Raw genomic sequence first — 17,295 nt, forward strand, 5'->3', positions numbered from 1 at the left:
GGAGCCCATCAGATGATTGACTATAATGCTGACAAAGTTATCACACCAATTTCTACAGACCGAAGTATTTTTCGTGAGTTAGATCAATAAACGACGACAAAAAAAGTACCATCAAAGGAGTAAAATCCCCGCTAAAGCGCGCCAGCTCTGGCCTTTGTCGCAAGAATGAATGCCCACACAAACTTTCCCACTTTTGTGACATCACTCAACTTTTGAAGTTGTATGACAAGTTATCTTGCTGCCGTCGAAACATATAAACCGACGGAATGCATTACCGACGAACAATCACGTCGGATTTACCGGTATGGACACCGAATTTAGACACAACAGTTGATGGCAAGGTTCGGGCCATACGAGGTTTCCTCTCCTGAACCCTCCGTTTCACCTTCTTCGCCTCAGTGACTGGGCTGGAAGATAGCCGCACCCGCTGCGGATATATAACAAACGATGAGGTTTACATGCGTAAAATTAAAGGGTTACGTTGGTACATGATCGCGCTGGTGACGTTAGGCACCGTGCTGGGGTACCTGACGCGTAACACTGTGGCGGCAGCTGCGCCGACTCTGATGGAAGAGTTACACATCTCCACCCAACAGTATTCCTATATCATCGCGGCCTATTCCGCTGCCTATACCGTTATGCAGCCCGTCGCCGGCTACGTGCTGGACGTGTTAGGCACTAAAATCGGCTATGCCTTCTTTGCTATCGCCTGGGCGGTGTTCTGCGGCTCTACGGCGCTGGCGGGAAGCTGGGGCGGACTGGCGCTGGCGCGCGGCGCGGTGGGTGCCGCCGAAGCGGCCATGATCCCTGCGGGTCTGAAAGCCAGCTCCGAATGGTTCCCGGCAAAAGAGCGTTCTATCGCTGTGGGTTACTTCAACGTCGGCTCCTCCATCGGCGCCATGATTGCCCCGCCGCTGGTGGTTTGGGCTATCGTGATGCACAGCTGGCAAATGGCGTTTATCATCTCCGGCGTTCTGAGCTTTGCCTGGGCGATGGCGTGGCTGGTTTTCTACAAACACCCGCGCGATCAGAAAAAATTAACGGAAGAAGAACGCAACTATATTATCGGTGGCCAGGAATCCCATCATCAGACCAACAACGGTAAGAAAATGTCTCCGTGGCAGATTCTGCGCAACCGTCAGTTCTGGGGTATCGCCCTGCCGCGTTTCCTTGCCGAGCCGGCGTGGGGGACCTTCAACGCCTGGATCCCGCTGTTCATGTTTAAAGTCTACGGCTTTAACCTGAAAGAGATTGCGATGTTTGCGTGGATGCCGATGCTGTTTGCCGACCTCGGCTGCATCGTTGGGGGCTATCTGCCGCCGCTGTTCCAGCGCTGGTTTGGCGTTAACCTGATCGTTTCGCGTAAAATGGTGGTGACCATGGGCGCGCTGCTGATGATTGGCCCAGGGATGATCGGTCTGTTCACCAGCCCGTTTGTCGCCATCGCCCTGCTGTGCGTCGGCGGCTTTGCTCACCAGGCGCTGTCCGGCGCGTTAATTACCCTCTCTTCCGACGTATTTGGGCGTAACGAAGTGGCGACGGCGAACGGCATGACCGGCATGGCCGCATGGCTGGCGAGCACTATGTTCGCCCTGGTGGTCGGCGCGCTGGCGGATACAATCGGCTTTAGCCCGCTGTTCGCCGTGCTGGCGGTTTTCGATGTGCTGGGCGCCGTAGTTATCTGGACGGTGCTGAAAAATAAATCAGCGGATGACGACAGTACGCCGCTGGAAACGAGTAAACCCGCCACGCAAAGCTAAACGCAGGCGAGTTGCCCCCATCCGAAGCCGCCTTGATACAGGCGGCTTTTTCGTCTGTTTTTATGGTGAGAAGCGCGTAAAAGTGGTATAACAAATCCAATATTGTCGCCATCTCCCGGGAGCGAATATGGAAATCACTGAATCGCGTCGTCTGTATCAGCAGCTTGCCGCTGAGCTTAAGTCGCGCATTGAACAAGGCGTCTACCTTGTGGGCGATAAGCTACCCGCAGAGCGGTTTATCGCTGACGAAAAAAGCGTGAGTCGTACCGTGGTTCGCGAAGCCATCATTATGCTGGAAGTTGAAGGCTACGTTGAGGTTCGCAAAGGCTCCGGCATCCACGTCATCTCCAATCATCCAAAACATCAGCAAATTGCCGATGAATCGCTGGAATTCGCCAATTATGGTCCTTTTGAGCTGTTGCAGGCCCGCCAGCTGATAGAAAGCAATATTGCCGAATTCGCGGCGACTCAGGTGACCAAGCAGGACATCATGAAGCTGATGGAGATCCAGGAAAATGCGCGTAAAGAGAAGTGCTTTCGCGATTCCGAATGGGATCTTCAGTTCCATGTCCAGGTGGCGCTGGCGACGCAAAACACCGCGTTAGCCGCCATCGTAGAAAAAATGTGGACCCAGCGCGTGCATAACCCGTACTGGAAAAAACTGCACGACCATATCGACTCGCGTACCGTCGATAATTGGTGCGACGATCATGACCAAATTCTTAAGGCGCTGATTCGCAAAGATCCGCATGCGGCGAAGCTGGCCATGTGGCAGCATCTGGAAAATACCAAGCTGATGTTGTTCAACGAAACCAGCGATGACTTTGAATTTAACGCCGATCGCTACCTGTTTGCCGATAATCCGGTGGTTCACCTCGATACGGCCGCCAACGGCGTAAAATAGACGCTTATCCCCATACCGGGCAGCGATTCCTTCACTGCCCGCAACGCCCTCAGGGTAAGCAAAGCATATATAGTGTCAGCCTGTGTAAATACACTCGCCACCCTCCTTCGCAATCAGCAAAATCAGAATGCAACAAACTGCAATTTCTCTGACGTAAAGTCAGCGGGTTTGTTACAATTAGATGCATTTTGTCGTTCTGAGAGTTAGCTTTGGCTTACTTCACTTTTAAACAGGGAACCGTTCAGAGCGCAGCAGCGACCCTAATCTAATAAAAAGCTATGTCGCCGTGCATATACCGCGTTCAGACGTGCCGTTAACCGATGTACCAGGAATCGTGAATGGAACTATTAACCCAATTATTGAATGCCTTGTGGGCTCAGGATTACGAAACTCTCGCTAATCCATCCATGATTGGCATGTTGTACTTTGTCTTATTTATGATTTTGTTCCTTGAGAACGGTTTACTGCCTGCCGCCTTTTTGCCCGGCGATAGCCTGCTGGTGCTGGTCGGCGTCCTGATTGCTAAAGGCGCGATGGGCTTTCCGGAAACGCTGCTGCTGCTTACCGCTGCGGCAAGTCTCGGCTGCTGGCTAAGCTATATTCAGGGCCGCTGGCTGGGTAATACGCGAATCGTACAAAACTGGCTATCGCACCTTCCCTCACACTACCACCAGCGCGCGCATCATCTGTTCCATAAGCACGGGCTTTCCGCGCTGCTGATTGGCCGCTTTATCGCCTTCGTTCGTACGCTGCTGCCGACCATCGCCGGGCTATCCGGCCTGAGCAGCGCACGCTTCCAGTTTTTTAACTGGATGAGCGGTCTGCTGTGGGTCCTGATTCTGACCTCCCTGGGGTACCTGCTGGGAAAAACGCCGGTATTCCTGAAGTATGAAGATCAGCTGATGTCCTGCCTGATGCTGCTGCCCGTCGCGCTGCTGGTATTTGGCCTGATTGGTTCGCTGATTGTCCTGTGGAAGAAAAAATACAGAAGCCGGGGCTAACAATGGCGATGCAACGATCCTCTCTGCGTCAGATAAGCTGGGTGCTGGGCGGTTCGCTACTCCTGTGCGGCCTGTTCTGGCTCTGGCTCACCGTGCAACAGCAGGAGTCGACCCTGGCTATTCGTCCCGTCAGCCAGGGTATCAGCATGCCGGACGGGTTTTCCGTCTGGCATCATCTCGACGCTAACGGCATCCGCTTTAAAAGCATTACGCCGCAGAATGACGGCTTGATCATCAAGTTTGACTCCAGCGCTCAGGGCGCCGCGGCAAAAGAAGTTTTGGGCCGCGCCCTGCCGCATGGCTATATTATCGCTTTACTGGAAGATGATGATTCGCCTACCGCCTGGATTTCGCGCCTGCGCGATACCCCGCACAGATTCGGATAATGCACGAAAATTCCGAATATTTTCACCCTGTTTGGTGATTTCCCGTTTTACTTACTATCATTAAGTCTGCGGGAGTCACCAGGCTCACGTTAATCAACTGGATAGGGTATATCCTTCAGATATTCCCTCACACAATGGAAGGTCGTATCCATGAAACACCGCATTGCTTTGATACTGGTTCTGTCTTCACTAAGCGCCAGCGCCTTTGCCATCTCCCCTTGTCAGGAAAAAGAACAAGATATTCAGCGGGAGATAAGCTACGCCGAAAAACATCATAACCAGCACCGTATTGATGGTCTGAAACGGGCGCTTAGCGAAGTGCAGGCAAACTGTAGCGACAGCCAGCTCAAAGCCGATCACCAGAAAAAAATCGCCAAACAGCAGGCAGAAATAAGCGAACGCCAGAATGACCTGCGCGAAGCCGAACAGAAAGGCGATGCTGATAAAATCAGCAAGCGTCAACGTAAACTTGATGAAGCGCAGCAAGAGCTGAAAGCGCTACAGTCTCGCGAGTACTAATCGATTAAGCAAGACCAATATGGACCACTTTCACAGGAGATAAAACATGGCTAAAGATAACGTTGCAGAAGACCTGCGTGCGGAACTGAAAACGCTGGCTGATACCCTGGAAGAAGTGCTGAACTCCTCCACGGATAAGTCGAAAGAAGAGATTGGTAAACTGCGTAGTAAAGCCGAAAGCGCGCTGAAAGAGAGCCGCGTTCGCCTGGGTGAAACCAGCGACGCCATTGTGAAGCAAACGCGCGAAACCGCTGCGCGTGCGGATGAATACGTCCGTGAAAACCCGTGGACCGGCGTAGGAATTGGTGCTGCCGTCGGGCTGGTGCTGGGTGTCCTGCTGACGCGTCGTTGATTATGGCGAATTCTCAAAGCACGCAAGGGCCGGGGCAAAGCGTTTTCGGCATTGGCCAGCGGATAGTCACCCTGCTGGTCGAAATGGTCGAAACGCGTCTGCGCCTCGTCGTCGTGGAGCTGGAAGAGGAGAAAGCCAATCTCTTCCAGCTATTCCTGATGCTCGGGCTGACGCTGCTGTTCGCCGCGTTCGGCCTGATGAGCCTGTTAGTCCTCATCATCTGGGCCGTCGATGCGCAATATCGGTTAAACGTGATGATCGCCACCACCGTGATTCTGCTGCTGGCGGCGCTCATTGGCGGGATCTGGACGTTACGCAAAGCGCGTCGTTCGACGTTCCTGCGCCTGACGCGCCAGGAGCTGGCTAATGACCGGGCATTGCTGGAGGATGACAAGTCATGAGCCGCGACCAGCAGGAACGCGAACGGCAAAAGGCGCTTTTGCTACGTCAAATCCAACAGCAGCGGCTGGATCTCAACGCCAGCCGCCGCCGCTGGCTTGAGGCGACCGCGCCAATCGACCGTGGCTGGAACACCCTGCTCAACCTGCGTTCATGGGCAATGGTCGGCAGCGGCCTCGTCGCGGTATGGTCCGTTCGCCATCCGCGCTTTTTGCTCCGCTGGACAAAACGCAGCCTCGGTATCTGGAGCACCTGGCGTATGGCCCGCAAGCTGTTGCAGCAGACCGCATCGCGCTAAGGCTGATTTCTCACGTCTGGGTTATGTCAGCCGGGTCAGGCGCCAGCCGCCGCCCGGCATCAATATCGTCGTACTGTCCCATCAGATTTGCCCTTCTGCTCGCCGCCCTAATCACTCTCCCGCTGCGCCGCTATATCACCCTTTCTATTCATTTCGTTTATCAATAATTGCTCAGAAACTTTGAAAAAGAACTACAGTTTTCCTTGCTAACAATCACATCTCATCCTCGCTAATATCCTCTCCATCGACAGCAAGCCCGCGTAACTACGCAGGATTGCACCAAAAAACGAAATCGCCGCCCTTTGGGTTTCCTGGAGTTAGAAATGAAAAAATTAGAAGATGTTGGTGTATTGGTTGCGCGCATTCTGATGCCCATTCTGTTCATTACCGCAGGTTGGGGAAAAATTACCGGGTATGCGGGTACACAACAATATATGGAAGCCATGGGGGTCCCTGGGTTTATGCTGCCGCTGGTTATCCTGCTTGAGTTCGGCGGCGGTCTGGCAATCCTGTTCGGTTTCCTGACCCGTACCACCGCGCTGTTCACCGCGGGCTTCACCGTACTGACCGCGTTTCTGTTCCACAGCAACTTTGCTGAGGGCGTGAACTCGCTGATGTTCATGAAGAACCTGAGCATCGCAGGCGGCTTCCTGCTGCTGGCTATCACCGGTCCAGGCGCGTTTAGTATTGACCGCGTCCTGAATAAAAAGTGGTAAGCACACTATACTGAGTGAAAATCTAAAAAAGCGAGGGGATATCTCCTCGCTTTTGCTATCTGAAGGAGGCAACAATGGGACAATTAGTTGACGGCGTCTGGCACGATACCTGGTATGACACCAAATCCACCGGGGGGCGATTCAAGCGTTCTGTTTCCGCCTTCCGCAACTGGCTAACCGCCGATGGCGCGCCGGGCCCAAGCGGCCAAGCCGGATTCGCTGCGGAAAAAGACCGTTACCATCTGTACGTTTCTCTTGCCTGTCCATGGGCGCATCGCACCTTGATTCTGCGCAGCCTGAAAGGGCTTGAGCCGTTTATTTCCGTCTCCGTGGTCAACCCCCTGATGTTTGAAAACGGCTGGACTTTCGACGATAGCTTCCCGGCAGCCACGGGCGATACCCTCTACCAGCACGAATTTCTCTATCAGCTCTATCTGCATGCCGATCCGCACTACAGCGGGCGCGTTACGGTGCCGGTATTGTGGGACAAGAAGCAGCAAACCATTGTCAGCAATGAGTCGGCGGAAATCATCCGCATGTTGAATACCGCCTTTGACGGACTGGGCGCCCGCGCAGGAGATTACTACCCGCCGGCGCTGCGCGCGCAAATTGATGAGCTGAACGGCTGGATCTATGACAACGTCAACAACGGGGTCTATAAAGCCGGATTCGCCACCAGCCAGCAGGCCTATGACGAAGCGGTCGATGGGGTATTTACCTCGCTGGAACGTCTGGAGCAAATCCTCGGCCAACACCGCTTCCTGACCGGTAATCAGCTGACGGAGGCTGATATTCGTCTGTGGACCACCCTGGTTCGTTTCGACCCGGTGTATGTGACCCACTTTAAATGCGACAAACGCCGCATCAGCGATTATCTCAATCTTTACGGTTTCCTGCGCGACATCTACCAGATGCCGGGCATCGCGGAAACGGTGGACTTCGCCCATATTCGCAACCATTACTACCGAAGCCATAAGACGATCAACCCGACCGGGATCATCTCCGTCGGCCCGCAGCAGGATCTTAACGAGCCGCACGGCCGCGATCTTCTCTTCCGCTAAGCGATTGGGCGCGATTTACCGCGCCCAATAATTCACAAAACAAATATTTACCGCCATTTCATTCACGTCTATTCTTATTTCGATCGCTTTAAAAACAAGTGATTGACGGTTAATCGAGGCGTAGAAATGGACTGGTATCTTAAAGTATTAAAAAATTACATTGGATTTGGCGGCCGCGCCCGGCGCAAAGAGTACTGGATGTTTATTCTGGTCAACATCATCCTGACCGGCGTACTCAGCATCATTGATAAAATGCTTGGATGGCAGCGCGCAGGAGGAGAGGGCATTCTGACGACCATCTATGGCGTGCTGATCTTCTTACCGTGGTGGGCGGTGCAGTTTCGTCGATTGCACGACACCGACCGCTCGGCCTGGTGGCTGTTATTACTGCTGATCCCCATTATCGGCTGGCTGGTGATCCTGGTCTTCAATTGCCAGAACGGCACTCCCGGCAATAACCGCTTCGGGCCGGATCCCAAACCGACTTCCTACTGAACAATGCGCCCCTCGTTAAAAAGGGGCGCATTTTGTTTTATCTGGCCATAAATAGCTTCGGAATTTCCCGCAGACACCATGATTTCGCCTCCCCCATGCTGTCCCGGCGCCAGGCCATAATAATGTCGATCTCGTTGCTGTACTCCGGGCTGACCACCCGAAGACGCCCCTCGGCAATATCCTGCTCAACCAGCGGATACGGCATCGTGGCGACGCCCAGTCCTGCCAGCAGGGCCTGGCGTTTATCTTCGATCGAGCTCACGGTTAATCGCGGCTGTTTGTCGAGCAGCTGCACCGTCAGCACCGGACGCTCGCGGGCGGTATCCGCCACCGCCACGCCGCGGTACTTAACGCGCGTCACTTCAGAGAGCGGCTCCGGTTCCTGGTGAATGGGATGATCCGGCGCGGCAACGTAGACGCTCATTACCGAATAGAGCTTCCGGGAGTTAATTTCCGAGGAAGAGCGAAAATGCATATCCGGCGCGACGACAATATCCGCCCTCCCCTGCTCAAGGCGCTCCCATGCCCCGGCCAGCACTTCGGTAATAATCGACAGCTGAGTGTTCGATTTGGTTGCCAGCTTTTCAATTAACGGGAACAGGCCGGTGGTGGGCACCAGCGCCTCGGTGACGATGGTCAGGTGCGTTTCCCAGCCGCGCGATAGCGCTTCGGCATCGGTTGTCAGTTTATCCGCCGCCTCCAGCAAAACGCGCCCGCGCTCGAGCAGCATTCGGCCAACGTTGGTGAATTTTGTTCGATGACCTGAACGGTCGAACAGAACGACATCCAGCTCCTCTTCCAGCTTTTGCATGGTATAGCTGAGCGCGGAAGGCACTCGACCCAGTTCATCGGCCGCCGCCGCAAAGCTTCCGCGCCGGTCAATCGCATCCATTACGCGTAACGCTTCCAGCGTTAATGCTCTCTCTTTAGCCATCGCACTCTCATTCAGGAAATTTGAACATACCGGGCAGAATATCTGGCTAACAATACAGCGTCCATACCTTTACCATTGATTTAGTGTAAAGAGAGGTCAAGAAGATGATTACAACCCGAACAGCCAAACAGTGCGGTCAAGCTGACTTCGGCTGGCTGCAGGCCCGCTACACCTTTTCCTTTGGCCACTACTTCGACCCGAAATTGCTAGGTTACGCGTCGCTGCGCGTGCTCAACCAGGAAGTTCTGGCGCCCGGCGCGTCGTTTCAGCCGCGCACCTATCCGAAAGTCGACATTCTGAACCTGATTCTGGAAGGTGAAGCGGAATACCGCGACAGCGATGGCAACCATATCCAGGCGAAAGCTGGCGAAGCGCTGCTGATTTCTACCCAGCCCGGCGTGAGCTACAGCGAGCACAACCTGAGCAAAGAGCGCTCGCTGACGCGAATGCAGCTGTGGCTGGATGCCTGCCCGCAGCATGAAAACCCGCTGGTGCAAAAAATCGCTATCGCCGAGGGAGCTCAGCAGCTGCTGGCTTCGCCGGATGGCAGCCAGAAGAGTCTCCAGCTGCGCCAGCAGGTATGGATCCACCATATCAATCTGGCGAAAGCCGAGCAGCTTAGCGTGCAGCTCCACGGCCCACGGGCCTACCTGCAGTCGATTCATGGCACGGTGCATGCACGGGTACAGGAAGAAGAGAAACAGGCACTGACCTGCGGCGATGGCGCGTTTATTCGTGACGAAGCTAACATTACCCTCGTCGCCGATACGCCGCTGCGCGCTTTGCTGATAGATTTACCAGTGTAACAACGGCAGTAAGGGAGTGTGTCAGTGGGCAAGAAGAAAACCAAAAAAGTGGCGCTAGCAGTGCCGCAGCCGCAACCAGAAACCATGACAACGGTGGGTTTTGGTTATGAAGAGATGTTAAGCGAGCTGGAGGCGATCGTCGCAGAAGCGGAGATACGGCTCCAGGATGAAGAAAGCGTTGCCTGACGTCAATATCGGCCCCAGCCGGGGCCGATAGATTTACTCACTCAGTGCCTGAGCTAAATCTTTTTGTACCTGCTTACGCTGTTCTGGCGTCAGGACCTGATTGACATCAAAATAGTACTTCACGCGATAATAGCGAACCTGCTGTTCGACTTTGCTAAACGCCGCCAGCTGATCTTTGACCGCTTTTTCATTCCATTTTCCGGAATCAATTACATCAAATAATACGCCGTCTTTAATATCTTTCTGCGAGATCTGCTGAACGCTTTTCTCCAGCTGCTGATGCAGGCTTTTAATTTTCGTTACCTGATCGTTGGTCAGTTTTAAGTGCTGGACGATCGGATCCTGCGCCGGGGCTGGCGCAGCGTTAACATCCGCAGCCTGTGCCGCCATTGAGAAGCCAGTGGCGAGGACGGTTGTCACTGCAATGCGGGTCATTAATTTCATTTTTTCTTTTATCCTGATTAATTATCACCGATGTGGCTGGCTATTATTTTTCAGAAGCAGATGAAGAAATGTAAAAAATAGTGCATATAAATGTAGTTAAAAAAAGAAAACACATAATAAATATGAATAATAAAACCAAATGCATTTATTTAAAATATATAATAAATAAGAAAGGAAAATTAATGGCCGTATGATTCATCCTGCGGTTGATGGCAGACCTGCCTTGCGCGTTGTCTCCGCTTTATTGCCAGGTGGTGGCTGACGCCTTACCTGATCGACTACACCCGCGCCCTATGCCCGCTAGCGTCGTGGACAGGCATTCATCTGCCCTGTGTTTCAACCTGCCATATGAAGCAAAAACCCCCGCCATTGCTGACGAGGGTTTTCTTTGAATGAGGAAGCTGACCGTTAAGCCGGGTTCTGTCGTGGACAGTCATTCATCTAGGCCAGCAATCGCTCACTGGCTCAAGCAGCCTACCCGGGTTCAGTACGGGCCGTACCTTGTGAACCCCTATTTGGCCTTGCTCCGGGTGGAGTTTACCGTGCCGCGAACTGTTACCAGACGCGCGGTGCGCTCTTACCGCACCCTTTCACCCTTACCTGATCCCACTTGCGTGGGCCATCGGCGGTTTGCTCTCTGTTGCACTGGTCGTAGGCTTGCGCCTCCCAGGCGTTACCTGGCACCCTGCCCTATGGAGCCCGGACTTTCCTCCCCTTCGCCCGTCTCCCCCGAAGAGGACGACGACGAAGCGGCGACTGTCTGGTCAGCTTCGGCGCGAAGTATAGAGGGTTTGCCGGCGGTTGTCATCCTTCCGTCGCCATCCCGACCTGCAATGTCGCCGCAATATTACGCGACGCACGATAAATATTGTCCGCCGCGCCGCGTAACGCCTCTTCCAGCGTCGTTACGCTGGTCAGCACGCTAAATACCGCATCAATCCCATACTGATGAACCACGCCCACGTCGCGGGTCAGGCTGCCGGCGATACCAATCACCGGTTTATGGTACTTTTTCGCCACGCTCGCCACGCCAACCGGCACTTTACCGTTAATGCTCTGGCTATCCAGCCGGCCTTCGCCGGTCACCACCAGCGAGCAATCGAGAATATGTTCTTCCAGATTCAGCGCCTGGGTCACGATTTCAATCCCGCTGCGTAATTCAGCATTGAGAAACGCCATCAGCGCAGCGCCCATACCGCCCGCGGCGCCCGCGCCAGCAACCTGCTTCACATCGACATGCAGATCGGCCTTAATAACGTCCGCATAGTGCGCCAGGTTGCTGTCCAGCTCGCGGATCATCGCTTCGGTAGCCCCTTTCTGCGGGCCAAAAATTCTTGATGCGCCGGTATCGCCGATCAGCGGATTGGTGACATCGCAGGCCACCCGAATGGCGCAATCATGCAGCCGCGCATCGAGGCCGGTGATATCTATCGAATTCAGACTACCCAGGCTACCGCCGCCGTGGCCGATCTCCGCGCCATTGGCATCGCAAAGACGCGCGCCCAGCGCCTGCACCATCCCCGCGCCCCCGTCGTTGGTGGCGCTGCCGCCAATGCCAATAATGATGTTTTTCGCTCCGTGATCCAGCGCGTGCAAAATCAGCTCGCCGGTACCGCGCGATGTCGTCAGTAGCGGATTACGCTGAGCGGGCGGCACCAGCCCCAGCCCGCTGGCCGCCGCCATTTCGATAAACGCGGTTTTGCCATCGCCGGAAAGCCCCCAGCAGGCATCCACCGGGACGCCCAGCGGCCCCGTCACGCAGGCGCTCATTTCGGTTCCCTGCGTCGCGGCAATCATCGCCTCAACGGTCCCCTCTCCGCCATCGGCGAGAGGAACCTTCACGTAGAGCGCATCGGGGAAAATTTCCCGAAAACCTTTTTCTATAGCCTGAGCAACCTCGGTGGCCGAGAGGCTTTCTTTATAAGAGTCTGGGGCGATTACGATTTTCATAGTTATGTAGCCTGACAGTGCCGCGCAAGGCAAGAATTACAGGGCGCGCATCCGCGCCCTTCTTGTTAGCGAGTGACTTCCACTTTCGCCAGTTTTTCGTAGTAACATGCAAGCGCGCTATGGTCGGCGGTACCCAAACCGTCGGCGCGCAGCGCCTGCATCATCTCCATCACCGCGGCGGTCAGCGGCAGCTGGGCGCCCACGCCGTGGGAGGTGTCCAGCGCATTCGCCAGATCTTTAATATGCAGATCGATACGGAAGCCCGGCTTGAAGTTGCGGTCCATCACCATTGGCGCTTTGGCATCCAGCACGGTGCTCCCGGCCAGCCCGCCGCGAATGGCCTGATACACCAGATCCGGGTTTACGCCCGCTTTGGTCGCCAGCGTCAGCGCTTCGGACATCGCCGCAATGTTCAGCGCCACGATCACCTGGTTGGCCAGCTTGGTCACGTTGCCCGCGCCGATCTCGCCGGTATGCACCACGGAACCCGCCATCGCTTTCAGCAGATCGTAATATTTGTCGAAAATCGCTTTATCACCGCCCACCATCACCGACAGCGTACCGTCGATGGCCTTCGGTTCGCCGCCGCTGACCGGCGCATCCAGCATATCGACGCCTTTCGCTTTCAGCGCTTCGCTGATTTCGCGGCTCGCCAGCGGCGCAATGGAGCTCATATCGATAAGCACGGTGCCCGGCTTCGCGCCTTCGATAATGCCGCCTTCGCCCAGCGCCACTTCTTTCACATGCGGCGAGTTCGGCAGCATGGTGATGATCACATCGCATTGCTCGGCAATCGCTTTCGCTGACGCGGCGGTTTCTGCGCCTGCGGCAATCACTTCGGCAATCGCTTCCGGATTACGGTCAGCAACCACCAACGAGTAACCTGCCTTGAGGAGGTTTTTACTCATTGGTTTACCCATGATACCGAGGCCAATAAAACCAACTTTCATTGTCATGTCTTTATCTCTCTAGTTTCGGTGGTGGTTATTTCTTAAAGGAGTCAGCCAGTTTCTGCGTGGCAGAGCGGAATACGCCCAGGTCGCTGCCGACGGCGACAAAGGTCGCGCCCCATTCCAGATAGCGGCGCGCGTCGGCTTCAACCGGCGCCAGAATACCGCTCGGCTTACCGTGCTTCTTCGCGCTGGCAAAAATGTGCTGAATCGCTTTCTGCACTTCCGGATGGGAAGCATTGCCCAGATGGCCCAGCGCAGCGGCCAGATCGCTTGGGCCGACAAAAATACCGTCCACGCCCGGCGTGGCGGCTATCGCATCAACGTTATCCACGCCCTGCTGGCTCTCGATTTGCACGAGAATGGTGATATTTTTGTTCGACTGCGCGAAGTAATCCGGCACGGTGCCAAACATATTGGCGCGGTGCGATACAGATACGCCGCGAATGCCTTCAGGCGGGTAGCGGGTTGAGGCGACGGCGTTAACCGCCTGCTCTTCCGTTTCGACAAACGGAATCAGGAAGTTATAAAAACCGATATCCAGCAGACGCTTAATGATCACCGGCTCATTGGTCGGTACGCGGACGACCGGCGCGCTGGCGCTGCCTTTCAGCGCCATCAACTGCGGGATAAAGGTGGAGATATCGTTCGGCGCATGTTCGCCGTCCAGTACCAGCCAGTCGAAACCTGCCAGACCTAAAACTTCGGTGCTAATTGGGCTCGCCAGCGCGGACCAGCAGCCAATCTGAACCTGATGCGCCGCCAGGGCCGCCTTAAATTTGTTCGGGAAGATATCGTTATTCATCACTTATACCTTGTCACTTAACCGTTAATTATTTCTGCAGTTCCATACGTTTGATGTCGCCGACCACAAACAGATAGCAAACCATCGCCATCAGGGCCGAGCATCCGACGAAGACCAGCGCTGCGTTGAATGAGTGCAGCTCGCTCACCAGGTAACCGATAACCAGCGGGGTTACGATGGAAGCGACGTTACCAAATACGTTAAAGACACCGCCGCACAGGCCGACAATCTCTTTCGGCGCGGTATCGGAAATCACCGGCCAGCCCAGCGCGCCGAACCCTTTACCGAAGAAAGCCAGCGCCATCAGGGTCACCACCAGCGCGGTGTTATCGGTGTAGTTACACAGAATGATGGTGGACGCCAGCAGCATTCCGAGGACGATCGGCAGTTTACGCGCCACGGTGATGGAAAAACCGCGTTTAATCAGAGAGTCAGAGAACACGCCGCCCAGCACGCCGCCGGCAAAACCGCACAGCGCCGGAATCGATGCGACCAGACCCACTTTCAGAATCGACATACCCTTTTCCTGCACCAGATAAATCGGGAACCAGGTGAGGAAGAACCAGGTAATGGTATTGATAAAATATTGACCGAAGAATACGCCCAGCATCATGCGGTTGGTCAGCAGCTGCTTGATATAGTGAAGCTTCGGGCCGCTGGCCGCCACGCTGCCGGGCTTTTTATGGTCCATATCAACCACTGCGCCATTCTCGGAGATAAACTTCAGCTCCTCTTGCGTCATGCGCGGATGGTCAGTGGGATTATGGATCAGTTTTATCCACAGGCCGGTCAGCACAAAACCAATCACACCCATCACGGTGAAAACGTGCTCCCAGCCCCAGGCGAAGGTCAGCCAGCCCAGCAGCGGCGAGAACAGCGCCAGGGAGAAATACTGTGCGGAGTTAAAGATCGCCGATGCGGTGCCGCGCTCTTTCGTCGGAAACCAGGCCGCGACGATACGGGCGTTTGCCGGGAAAGAAGGCGCTTCTGAAAAGCCCAGCATAAAGCGCATAAAAAACATTGAGATGCCCGCCCACGCCAGCGGAAACATATCCACAAAGCCTTGCAGGAAGGTGAACAGCGACCAGAAGAACAGGCTGTAAGAGTAGACCTTTTTCGATCCAAATTTATCGAGCAGCCAGCCGCCGGGGATCTGCATCAGCAGGTAGGCCCAGCCGAAAGCGGAGAAAATATAGCCCATTGATACCGCGCTCAGCTGCAGCTCTTTCGCCACCTCTGTACCGGCGATCGACAGCGTCGCCCGGTCGGCATAGTTAACGGCGGTAACAATGAAAATGATCAACAGAATTAAATATCGGGTTGGCACTTCCTTTTTCTGTTCTATCGTTGCATCCAGACTCATTTAATATTCCTCAGGTACAACACACCTTCCATTATTTATTTTGGTGTGACTCTTCATTATTCAGAAATCAATATCATAAGGTATCGATTTACTTATCCGGCGCATTGCAAGCATGACTCAGTATAATCAGCTTACGAGCGTTAAACACTGTGCACATAACCTGTAAATGGCGTTTAATTATCGTTATTGTTGTGCAAATGCAGCAATGAGTGGGCGCTGATCCACAGTTCCAGCGATTTCCCACTTTAGCGAATTGGCGCTCACAGCAATGGGTGATATAGATCACATTTTCAGATTCAAACACCTGACATTCTCTATTTCACAAATCTGCACATCAGAAATTGAATAAACGTTTTATTTATTATTCGCACCTTGCTGGAGAATACTGGACAATGGCTGACATTGAAATTAGACAAGAATCGCCAACGGCGTTTTATATAAAAGTACACGAAACGGATAACGTGGCGATTATTGTTAACGATCGAGGTTTAACGGCCGGAACGCGTTTCCCTGACGGGCTCACGCTGGTTGAACATATCCCGCAAGGCCACAAAGTCGCGCTGGTCGATATTCCTGTACACGGTGAAATCATCCGCTATGGCGAAGTGATTGGCTACGCGGTACGCGATATCCCGCAGGGCAGCTGGATTGACGAATCGCTGGTCGAACTGCCGAAAGCGCCGCCGCTGCATACTTTGCCGCTGGCGACCAAAGTCCCGGCGCCGCTGCCGCCGCTGGAAGGCTACACCTTCGAAGGCTATCGCAACGCCGACGGGAGCGTCGGCACCAAAAACCTGCTCGGCATTAGCACCAGCGTGCACTGCGTGGCGGGGGTCGTCGATTACGTGGTGAAAATTATCGAACGCGATCTGCTGCCGAAGTATCCCAACGTCGATGGCGTCGTGGGTCTGAACCACCTGTATGGCTGCGGCGTGGCGATTAACGCCCCGGCGGCGGTCGTGCCCATCCGCACCATTCACAACCTGGCGCTTAATCCAAACTTCGGCGGCGAAGTGATGGTCATTGGCCTCGGCTGCGAAAAACTGCAGCCGGAGCGCCTGCTGGAAGGCACCAATGATGTGAAAGGCATCCCGGTGGATAGCGCCAGCATCGTCAGCCTGCAGGATGAGAAGCACGTCGGTTTTAAATCAATGGTGGATGACATCTTGCAGGTCGCCGAGCGCCATCTGGAGAAACTGAACCAGCGCCAGCGTGAAAACTGCCCTGCCTCCGAGCTGGTTGTCGGTATGCAGTGCGGCGGCAGCGATGCGTTTTCTGGCGTCACCGCCAACCCGGCGGTGGGCTACGCGTCCGATCTGCTGGTGCGCTGCGGAGCGACGGTGATGTTTTCCGAAGTCACCGAGGTGCGCGATGCGATCCATCTTCTGACGCCGCGCGCCATCAACGAGGAAGTCGGTAAACGCCTGCTGGAGGAGATGGCCTGGTATGATAACTATCTCGATATGGGCAAAACCGACCGCAGCGCCAACCCCTCCCCGGGCAACAAGAAAGGCGGCCTGGCGAACGTTGTAGAGAAAGCGCTGGGCTCTATCGCCAAGTCCGGGAAGAGCGCGATTGCCGAAGTACTCTCTCCGGGGCAACGCCCAACCAAACGCGGTCTGATTTACGCCGCGACGCCGGCGAGCGACTTTGTCTGCGGTACTCAGCAGGTGGCGTCCGGGATCACCGTGCAGGTGTTTACTACCGGTCGCGGTACGCCGTATGGCCTGGTCGCCGTGCCGGTGATTAAAATGGCGACGCGTACCGAGCTGGCAAACCGCTGGTACGACTTAATGGATATCAACGCGGGAACCATCGCCACCGGCGAAGAAACCATCGAAGAGGTAGGGCTGAAGCTGTTTGAGTTTATTCTTGATGTCGCCAGCGGCCGCAAGAAAACCTTCTCGGATCAATGGGGATTGCACAATCAGCTGGCGGTGTTTAACCCGGCGCCGGTGACCTGATC

20 protein-coding genes and 1 other RNA gene are annotated in these 17,295 nt (G+C 54.8%); 14 read left to right on the forward strand and 7 right to left on the reverse strand.

The window, feature by feature from the left end; genetic code table 11:
- Positions 1–458: 458 nt before the first annotated feature.
- From CMQ96_RS12560 to CMQ96_RS12610, 11 genes are all read left to right on the forward strand, one after another.
- The gene (locus CMQ96_RS12560) at positions 459–1,760 is read left to right on the forward strand and encodes an MFS transporter (RefSeq protein ID WP_004135911.1); all 1,302 of its coding nucleotides are present in this window, start codon (positions 459–461) and stop codon (positions 1,758–1,760) included.
- Between the two features lie 127 nt (positions 1,761–1,887).
- Entirely contained in the window at positions 1,888–2,664 is a 777-nt protein-coding gene (gene exuR, locus CMQ96_RS12565; RefSeq protein ID WP_004135908.1) for a transcriptional regulator ExuR, read from the forward strand.
- Between the two features lie 338 nt (positions 2,665–3,002).
- Positions 3,003–3,665, forward strand: a complete 663-nt coding sequence (gene yqjA, locus CMQ96_RS12570) for a DedA family general envelope maintenance protein YqjA (RefSeq protein WP_004125499.1) — start codon at positions 3,003–3,005, stop codon at positions 3,663–3,665.
- A gap of 8 nt (positions 3,666–3,673) precedes the next feature.
- Positions 3,674–4,051 (forward strand): EnvZ/OmpR regulon moderator MzrA, encoded by a 378-nt coding sequence (mzrA, locus tag CMQ96_RS12575; protein WP_162626098.1) that lies wholly within the window; start codon positions 3,674–3,676, stop codon positions 4,049–4,051.
- A 150-nt stretch (positions 4,052–4,201) separates the two neighbouring features.
- A complete protein-coding gene (locus tag CMQ96_RS12580) occupies positions 4,202–4,570 on the forward strand; it encodes a DUF1090 domain-containing protein (protein ID WP_004125504.1) in 369 nt (122 codons plus the stop codon).
- Between the two features lie 46 nt (positions 4,571–4,616).
- Positions 4,617–4,922, forward strand: a complete 306-nt coding sequence (locus CMQ96_RS12585; RefSeq protein ID WP_004125506.1) for a YqjD family protein — start codon at positions 4,617–4,619, stop codon at positions 4,920–4,922.
- Between the two features lie 2 nt (positions 4,923–4,924).
- The gene (locus CMQ96_RS12590) at positions 4,925–5,323 is read left to right on the forward strand and encodes a phage holin family protein (protein ID WP_024358717.1); all 399 of its coding nucleotides are present in this window, start codon (positions 4,925–4,927) and stop codon (positions 5,321–5,323) included.
- The gene (locus CMQ96_RS12595) at positions 5,320–5,619 is read left to right on the forward strand and encodes a YqjK-like family protein (protein ID WP_004135905.1); all 300 of its coding nucleotides are present in this window, start codon (positions 5,320–5,322) and stop codon (positions 5,617–5,619) included. The genes CMQ96_RS12590 and CMQ96_RS12595 overlap by 4 nt, the downstream gene beginning before the upstream one ends.
- A gap of 323 nt (positions 5,620–5,942) precedes the next feature.
- On the forward strand, positions 5,943–6,335 hold the full coding sequence (locus CMQ96_RS12600) for a DoxX family protein (RefSeq protein WP_004125512.1): 393 nt from the start codon (positions 5,943–5,945) through the stop codon (positions 6,333–6,335).
- Positions 6,336–6,409: 74 nt separating this feature from the next.
- Positions 6,410–7,396 (forward strand): glutathione S-transferase family protein, encoded by a 987-nt coding sequence (locus CMQ96_RS12605; RefSeq protein ID WP_004135904.1) that lies wholly within the window; start codon positions 6,410–6,412, stop codon positions 7,394–7,396.
- Positions 7,397–7,522: 126 nt separating this feature from the next.
- On the forward strand, positions 7,523–7,891 hold the full coding sequence (locus CMQ96_RS12610; protein ID WP_004135903.1) for a DUF805 domain-containing protein: 369 nt from the start codon (positions 7,523–7,525) through the stop codon (positions 7,889–7,891).
- A gap of 37 nt (positions 7,892–7,928) precedes the next feature.
- Here CMQ96_RS12610 and CMQ96_RS12615 read toward each other — a convergent pair whose 3' ends face one another.
- Positions 7,929–8,825 carry a LysR family transcriptional regulator gene (locus CMQ96_RS12615; RefSeq protein ID WP_049085097.1) on the reverse strand — a complete coding sequence of 299 codons (897 nt, stop codon included), beginning with the start codon at positions 8,823–8,825 and terminating at the stop codon, positions 7,929–7,931.
- A gap of 104 nt (positions 8,826–8,929) precedes the next feature.
- Between CMQ96_RS12615 and CMQ96_RS12620 the strand changes: the two genes are divergently transcribed.
- Together CMQ96_RS12620 and CMQ96_RS28665 are read left to right on the forward strand one after the other, a co-directional pair.
- The gene (locus tag CMQ96_RS12620) at positions 8,930–9,631 is read left to right on the forward strand and encodes a pirin family protein (protein ID WP_024358720.1); all 702 of its coding nucleotides are present in this window, start codon (positions 8,930–8,932) and stop codon (positions 9,629–9,631) included.
- Between the two features lie 60 nt (positions 9,632–9,691).
- Positions 9,692–9,817, forward strand: a complete 126-nt coding sequence (locus tag CMQ96_RS28665; protein ID WP_224231906.1) for a hypothetical protein — start codon at positions 9,692–9,694, stop codon at positions 9,815–9,817.
- Positions 9,818–9,850: 33 nt separating this feature from the next.
- On the opposite strand, the gene CMQ96_RS12625 is transcribed toward CMQ96_RS28665, so the two are convergent.
- The 6 genes from CMQ96_RS12625 to garP form a co-directional block, all read right to left on the reverse strand.
- Positions 9,851–10,261, reverse strand: a complete 411-nt coding sequence (locus CMQ96_RS12625) for a Spy/CpxP family protein refolding chaperone (protein WP_004135900.1) — start codon at positions 10,259–10,261, stop codon at positions 9,851–9,853.
- 393 nt (positions 10,262–10,654) lie between these two features.
- An RNA gene (gene rnpB / locus CMQ96_RS12630) (RNase P RNA component class A) lies at positions 10,655–11,033 on the reverse strand.
- Between the two features lie 32 nt (positions 11,034–11,065).
- On the reverse strand, positions 11,066–12,211 hold the full coding sequence (gene garK / locus CMQ96_RS12635) for a glycerate 2-kinase (protein ID WP_098066888.1): 1,146 nt from the start codon (positions 12,209–12,211) through the stop codon (positions 11,066–11,068).
- A gap of 65 nt (positions 12,212–12,276) precedes the next feature.
- On the reverse strand, positions 12,277–13,167 hold the full coding sequence (gene garR, locus CMQ96_RS12640; protein ID WP_004105999.1) for a 2-hydroxy-3-oxopropionate reductase: 891 nt from the start codon (positions 13,165–13,167) through the stop codon (positions 12,277–12,279).
- Positions 13,168–13,195: 28 nt separating this feature from the next.
- Positions 13,196–13,966, reverse strand: a complete 771-nt coding sequence (gene garL / locus CMQ96_RS12645; RefSeq protein WP_024358723.1) for a 2-dehydro-3-deoxyglucarate aldolase — start codon at positions 13,964–13,966, stop codon at positions 13,196–13,198.
- 28 nt (positions 13,967–13,994) lie between these two features.
- A complete protein-coding gene (garP, locus tag CMQ96_RS12650) occupies positions 13,995–15,329 on the reverse strand; it encodes a galactarate/glucarate/glycerate transporter GarP (protein WP_098066889.1) in 1,335 nt (444 codons plus the stop codon).
- 392 nt (positions 15,330–15,721) lie between these two features.
- On the opposite strand from garP, the gene garD reads away from it, so the two are divergent.
- Positions 15,722–17,293: a galactarate dehydratase gene (garD, locus tag CMQ96_RS12655; RefSeq protein ID WP_098066890.1), complete on the forward strand. Its 1,572-nt coding sequence runs from the start codon at positions 15,722–15,724 to the stop codon at positions 17,291–17,293.
- Positions 17,294–17,295: the final 2 nt, after the last annotated feature.

The sequence above is a fragment of the Klebsiella sp. MBT K-1 genome (genome assembly GCF_002556465.1).
Classification (GTDB): domain Bacteria; phylum Pseudomonadota; class Gammaproteobacteria; order Enterobacterales; family Enterobacteriaceae; genus Klebsiella; species Klebsiella grimontii.

Excerpts from the sequence above, each read along its gene's own strand:
- garR (WP_004105999.1), bottom strand. The coding sequence starts at position 13,167 with ATGACAATGAAAGTTGGTTTTATTGGCCTCGGTATCATGGGTAAACCA.
- garD (WP_098066890.1), top strand. The coding sequence starts at position 15,722 with ATGGCTGACATTGAAATTAGACAAGAATCGCCAACGGCGTTTTATATA.
- garK (WP_098066888.1), bottom strand. The coding sequence starts at position 12,211 with ATGAAAATCGTAATCGCCCCAGACTCTTATAAAGAAAGCCTCTCGGCC.
- exuR (WP_004135908.1), top strand. The coding sequence starts at position 1,888 with ATGGAAATCACTGAATCGCGTCGTCTGTATCAGCAGCTTGCCGCTGAG.
- CMQ96_RS12560 (WP_004135911.1), top strand. The coding sequence starts at position 459 with ATGCGTAAAATTAAAGGGTTACGTTGGTACATGATCGCGCTGGTGACG.
- CMQ96_RS12620 (WP_024358720.1), top strand. The coding sequence starts at position 8,930 with ATGATTACAACCCGAACAGCCAAACAGTGCGGTCAAGCTGACTTCGGC.
- yqjA (WP_004125499.1), top strand. The coding sequence starts at position 3,003 with ATGGAACTATTAACCCAATTATTGAATGCCTTGTGGGCTCAGGATTAC.
- garL (WP_024358723.1), bottom strand. The coding sequence starts at position 13,966 with ATGAATAACGATATCTTCCCGAACAAATTTAAGGCGGCCCTGGCGGCG.
- CMQ96_RS12580 (WP_004125504.1), top strand. The coding sequence starts at position 4,202 with ATGAAACACCGCATTGCTTTGATACTGGTTCTGTCTTCACTAAGCGCC.
- mzrA (WP_162626098.1), top strand. The coding sequence starts at position 3,674 with ATGCAACGATCCTCTCTGCGTCAGATAAGCTGGGTGCTGGGCGGTTCG.
- CMQ96_RS12605 (WP_004135904.1), top strand. The coding sequence starts at position 6,410 with ATGGGACAATTAGTTGACGGCGTCTGGCACGATACCTGGTATGACACC.
- garP (WP_098066889.1), bottom strand. The coding sequence starts at position 15,329 with ATGAGTCTGGATGCAACGATAGAACAGAAAAAGGAAGTGCCAACCCGA.
- CMQ96_RS12625 (WP_004135900.1), bottom strand. The coding sequence starts at position 10,261 with ATGAAATTAATGACCCGCATTGCAGTGACAACCGTCCTCGCCACTGGC.
- CMQ96_RS12600 (WP_004125512.1), top strand. The coding sequence starts at position 5,943 with ATGAAAAAATTAGAAGATGTTGGTGTATTGGTTGCGCGCATTCTGATG.
- CMQ96_RS12610 (WP_004135903.1), top strand. The coding sequence starts at position 7,523 with ATGGACTGGTATCTTAAAGTATTAAAAAATTACATTGGATTTGGCGGC.
- CMQ96_RS12585 (WP_004125506.1), top strand. The coding sequence starts at position 4,617 with ATGGCTAAAGATAACGTTGCAGAAGACCTGCGTGCGGAACTGAAAACG.
- CMQ96_RS12615 (WP_049085097.1), bottom strand. The coding sequence starts at position 8,825 with ATGGCTAAAGAGAGAGCATTAACGCTGGAAGCGTTACGCGTAATGGAT.
- CMQ96_RS12590 (WP_024358717.1), top strand. The coding sequence starts at position 4,925 with ATGGCGAATTCTCAAAGCACGCAAGGGCCGGGGCAAAGCGTTTTCGGC.
- CMQ96_RS12595 (WP_004135905.1), top strand. The coding sequence starts at position 5,320 with ATGAGCCGCGACCAGCAGGAACGCGAACGGCAAAAGGCGCTTTTGCTA.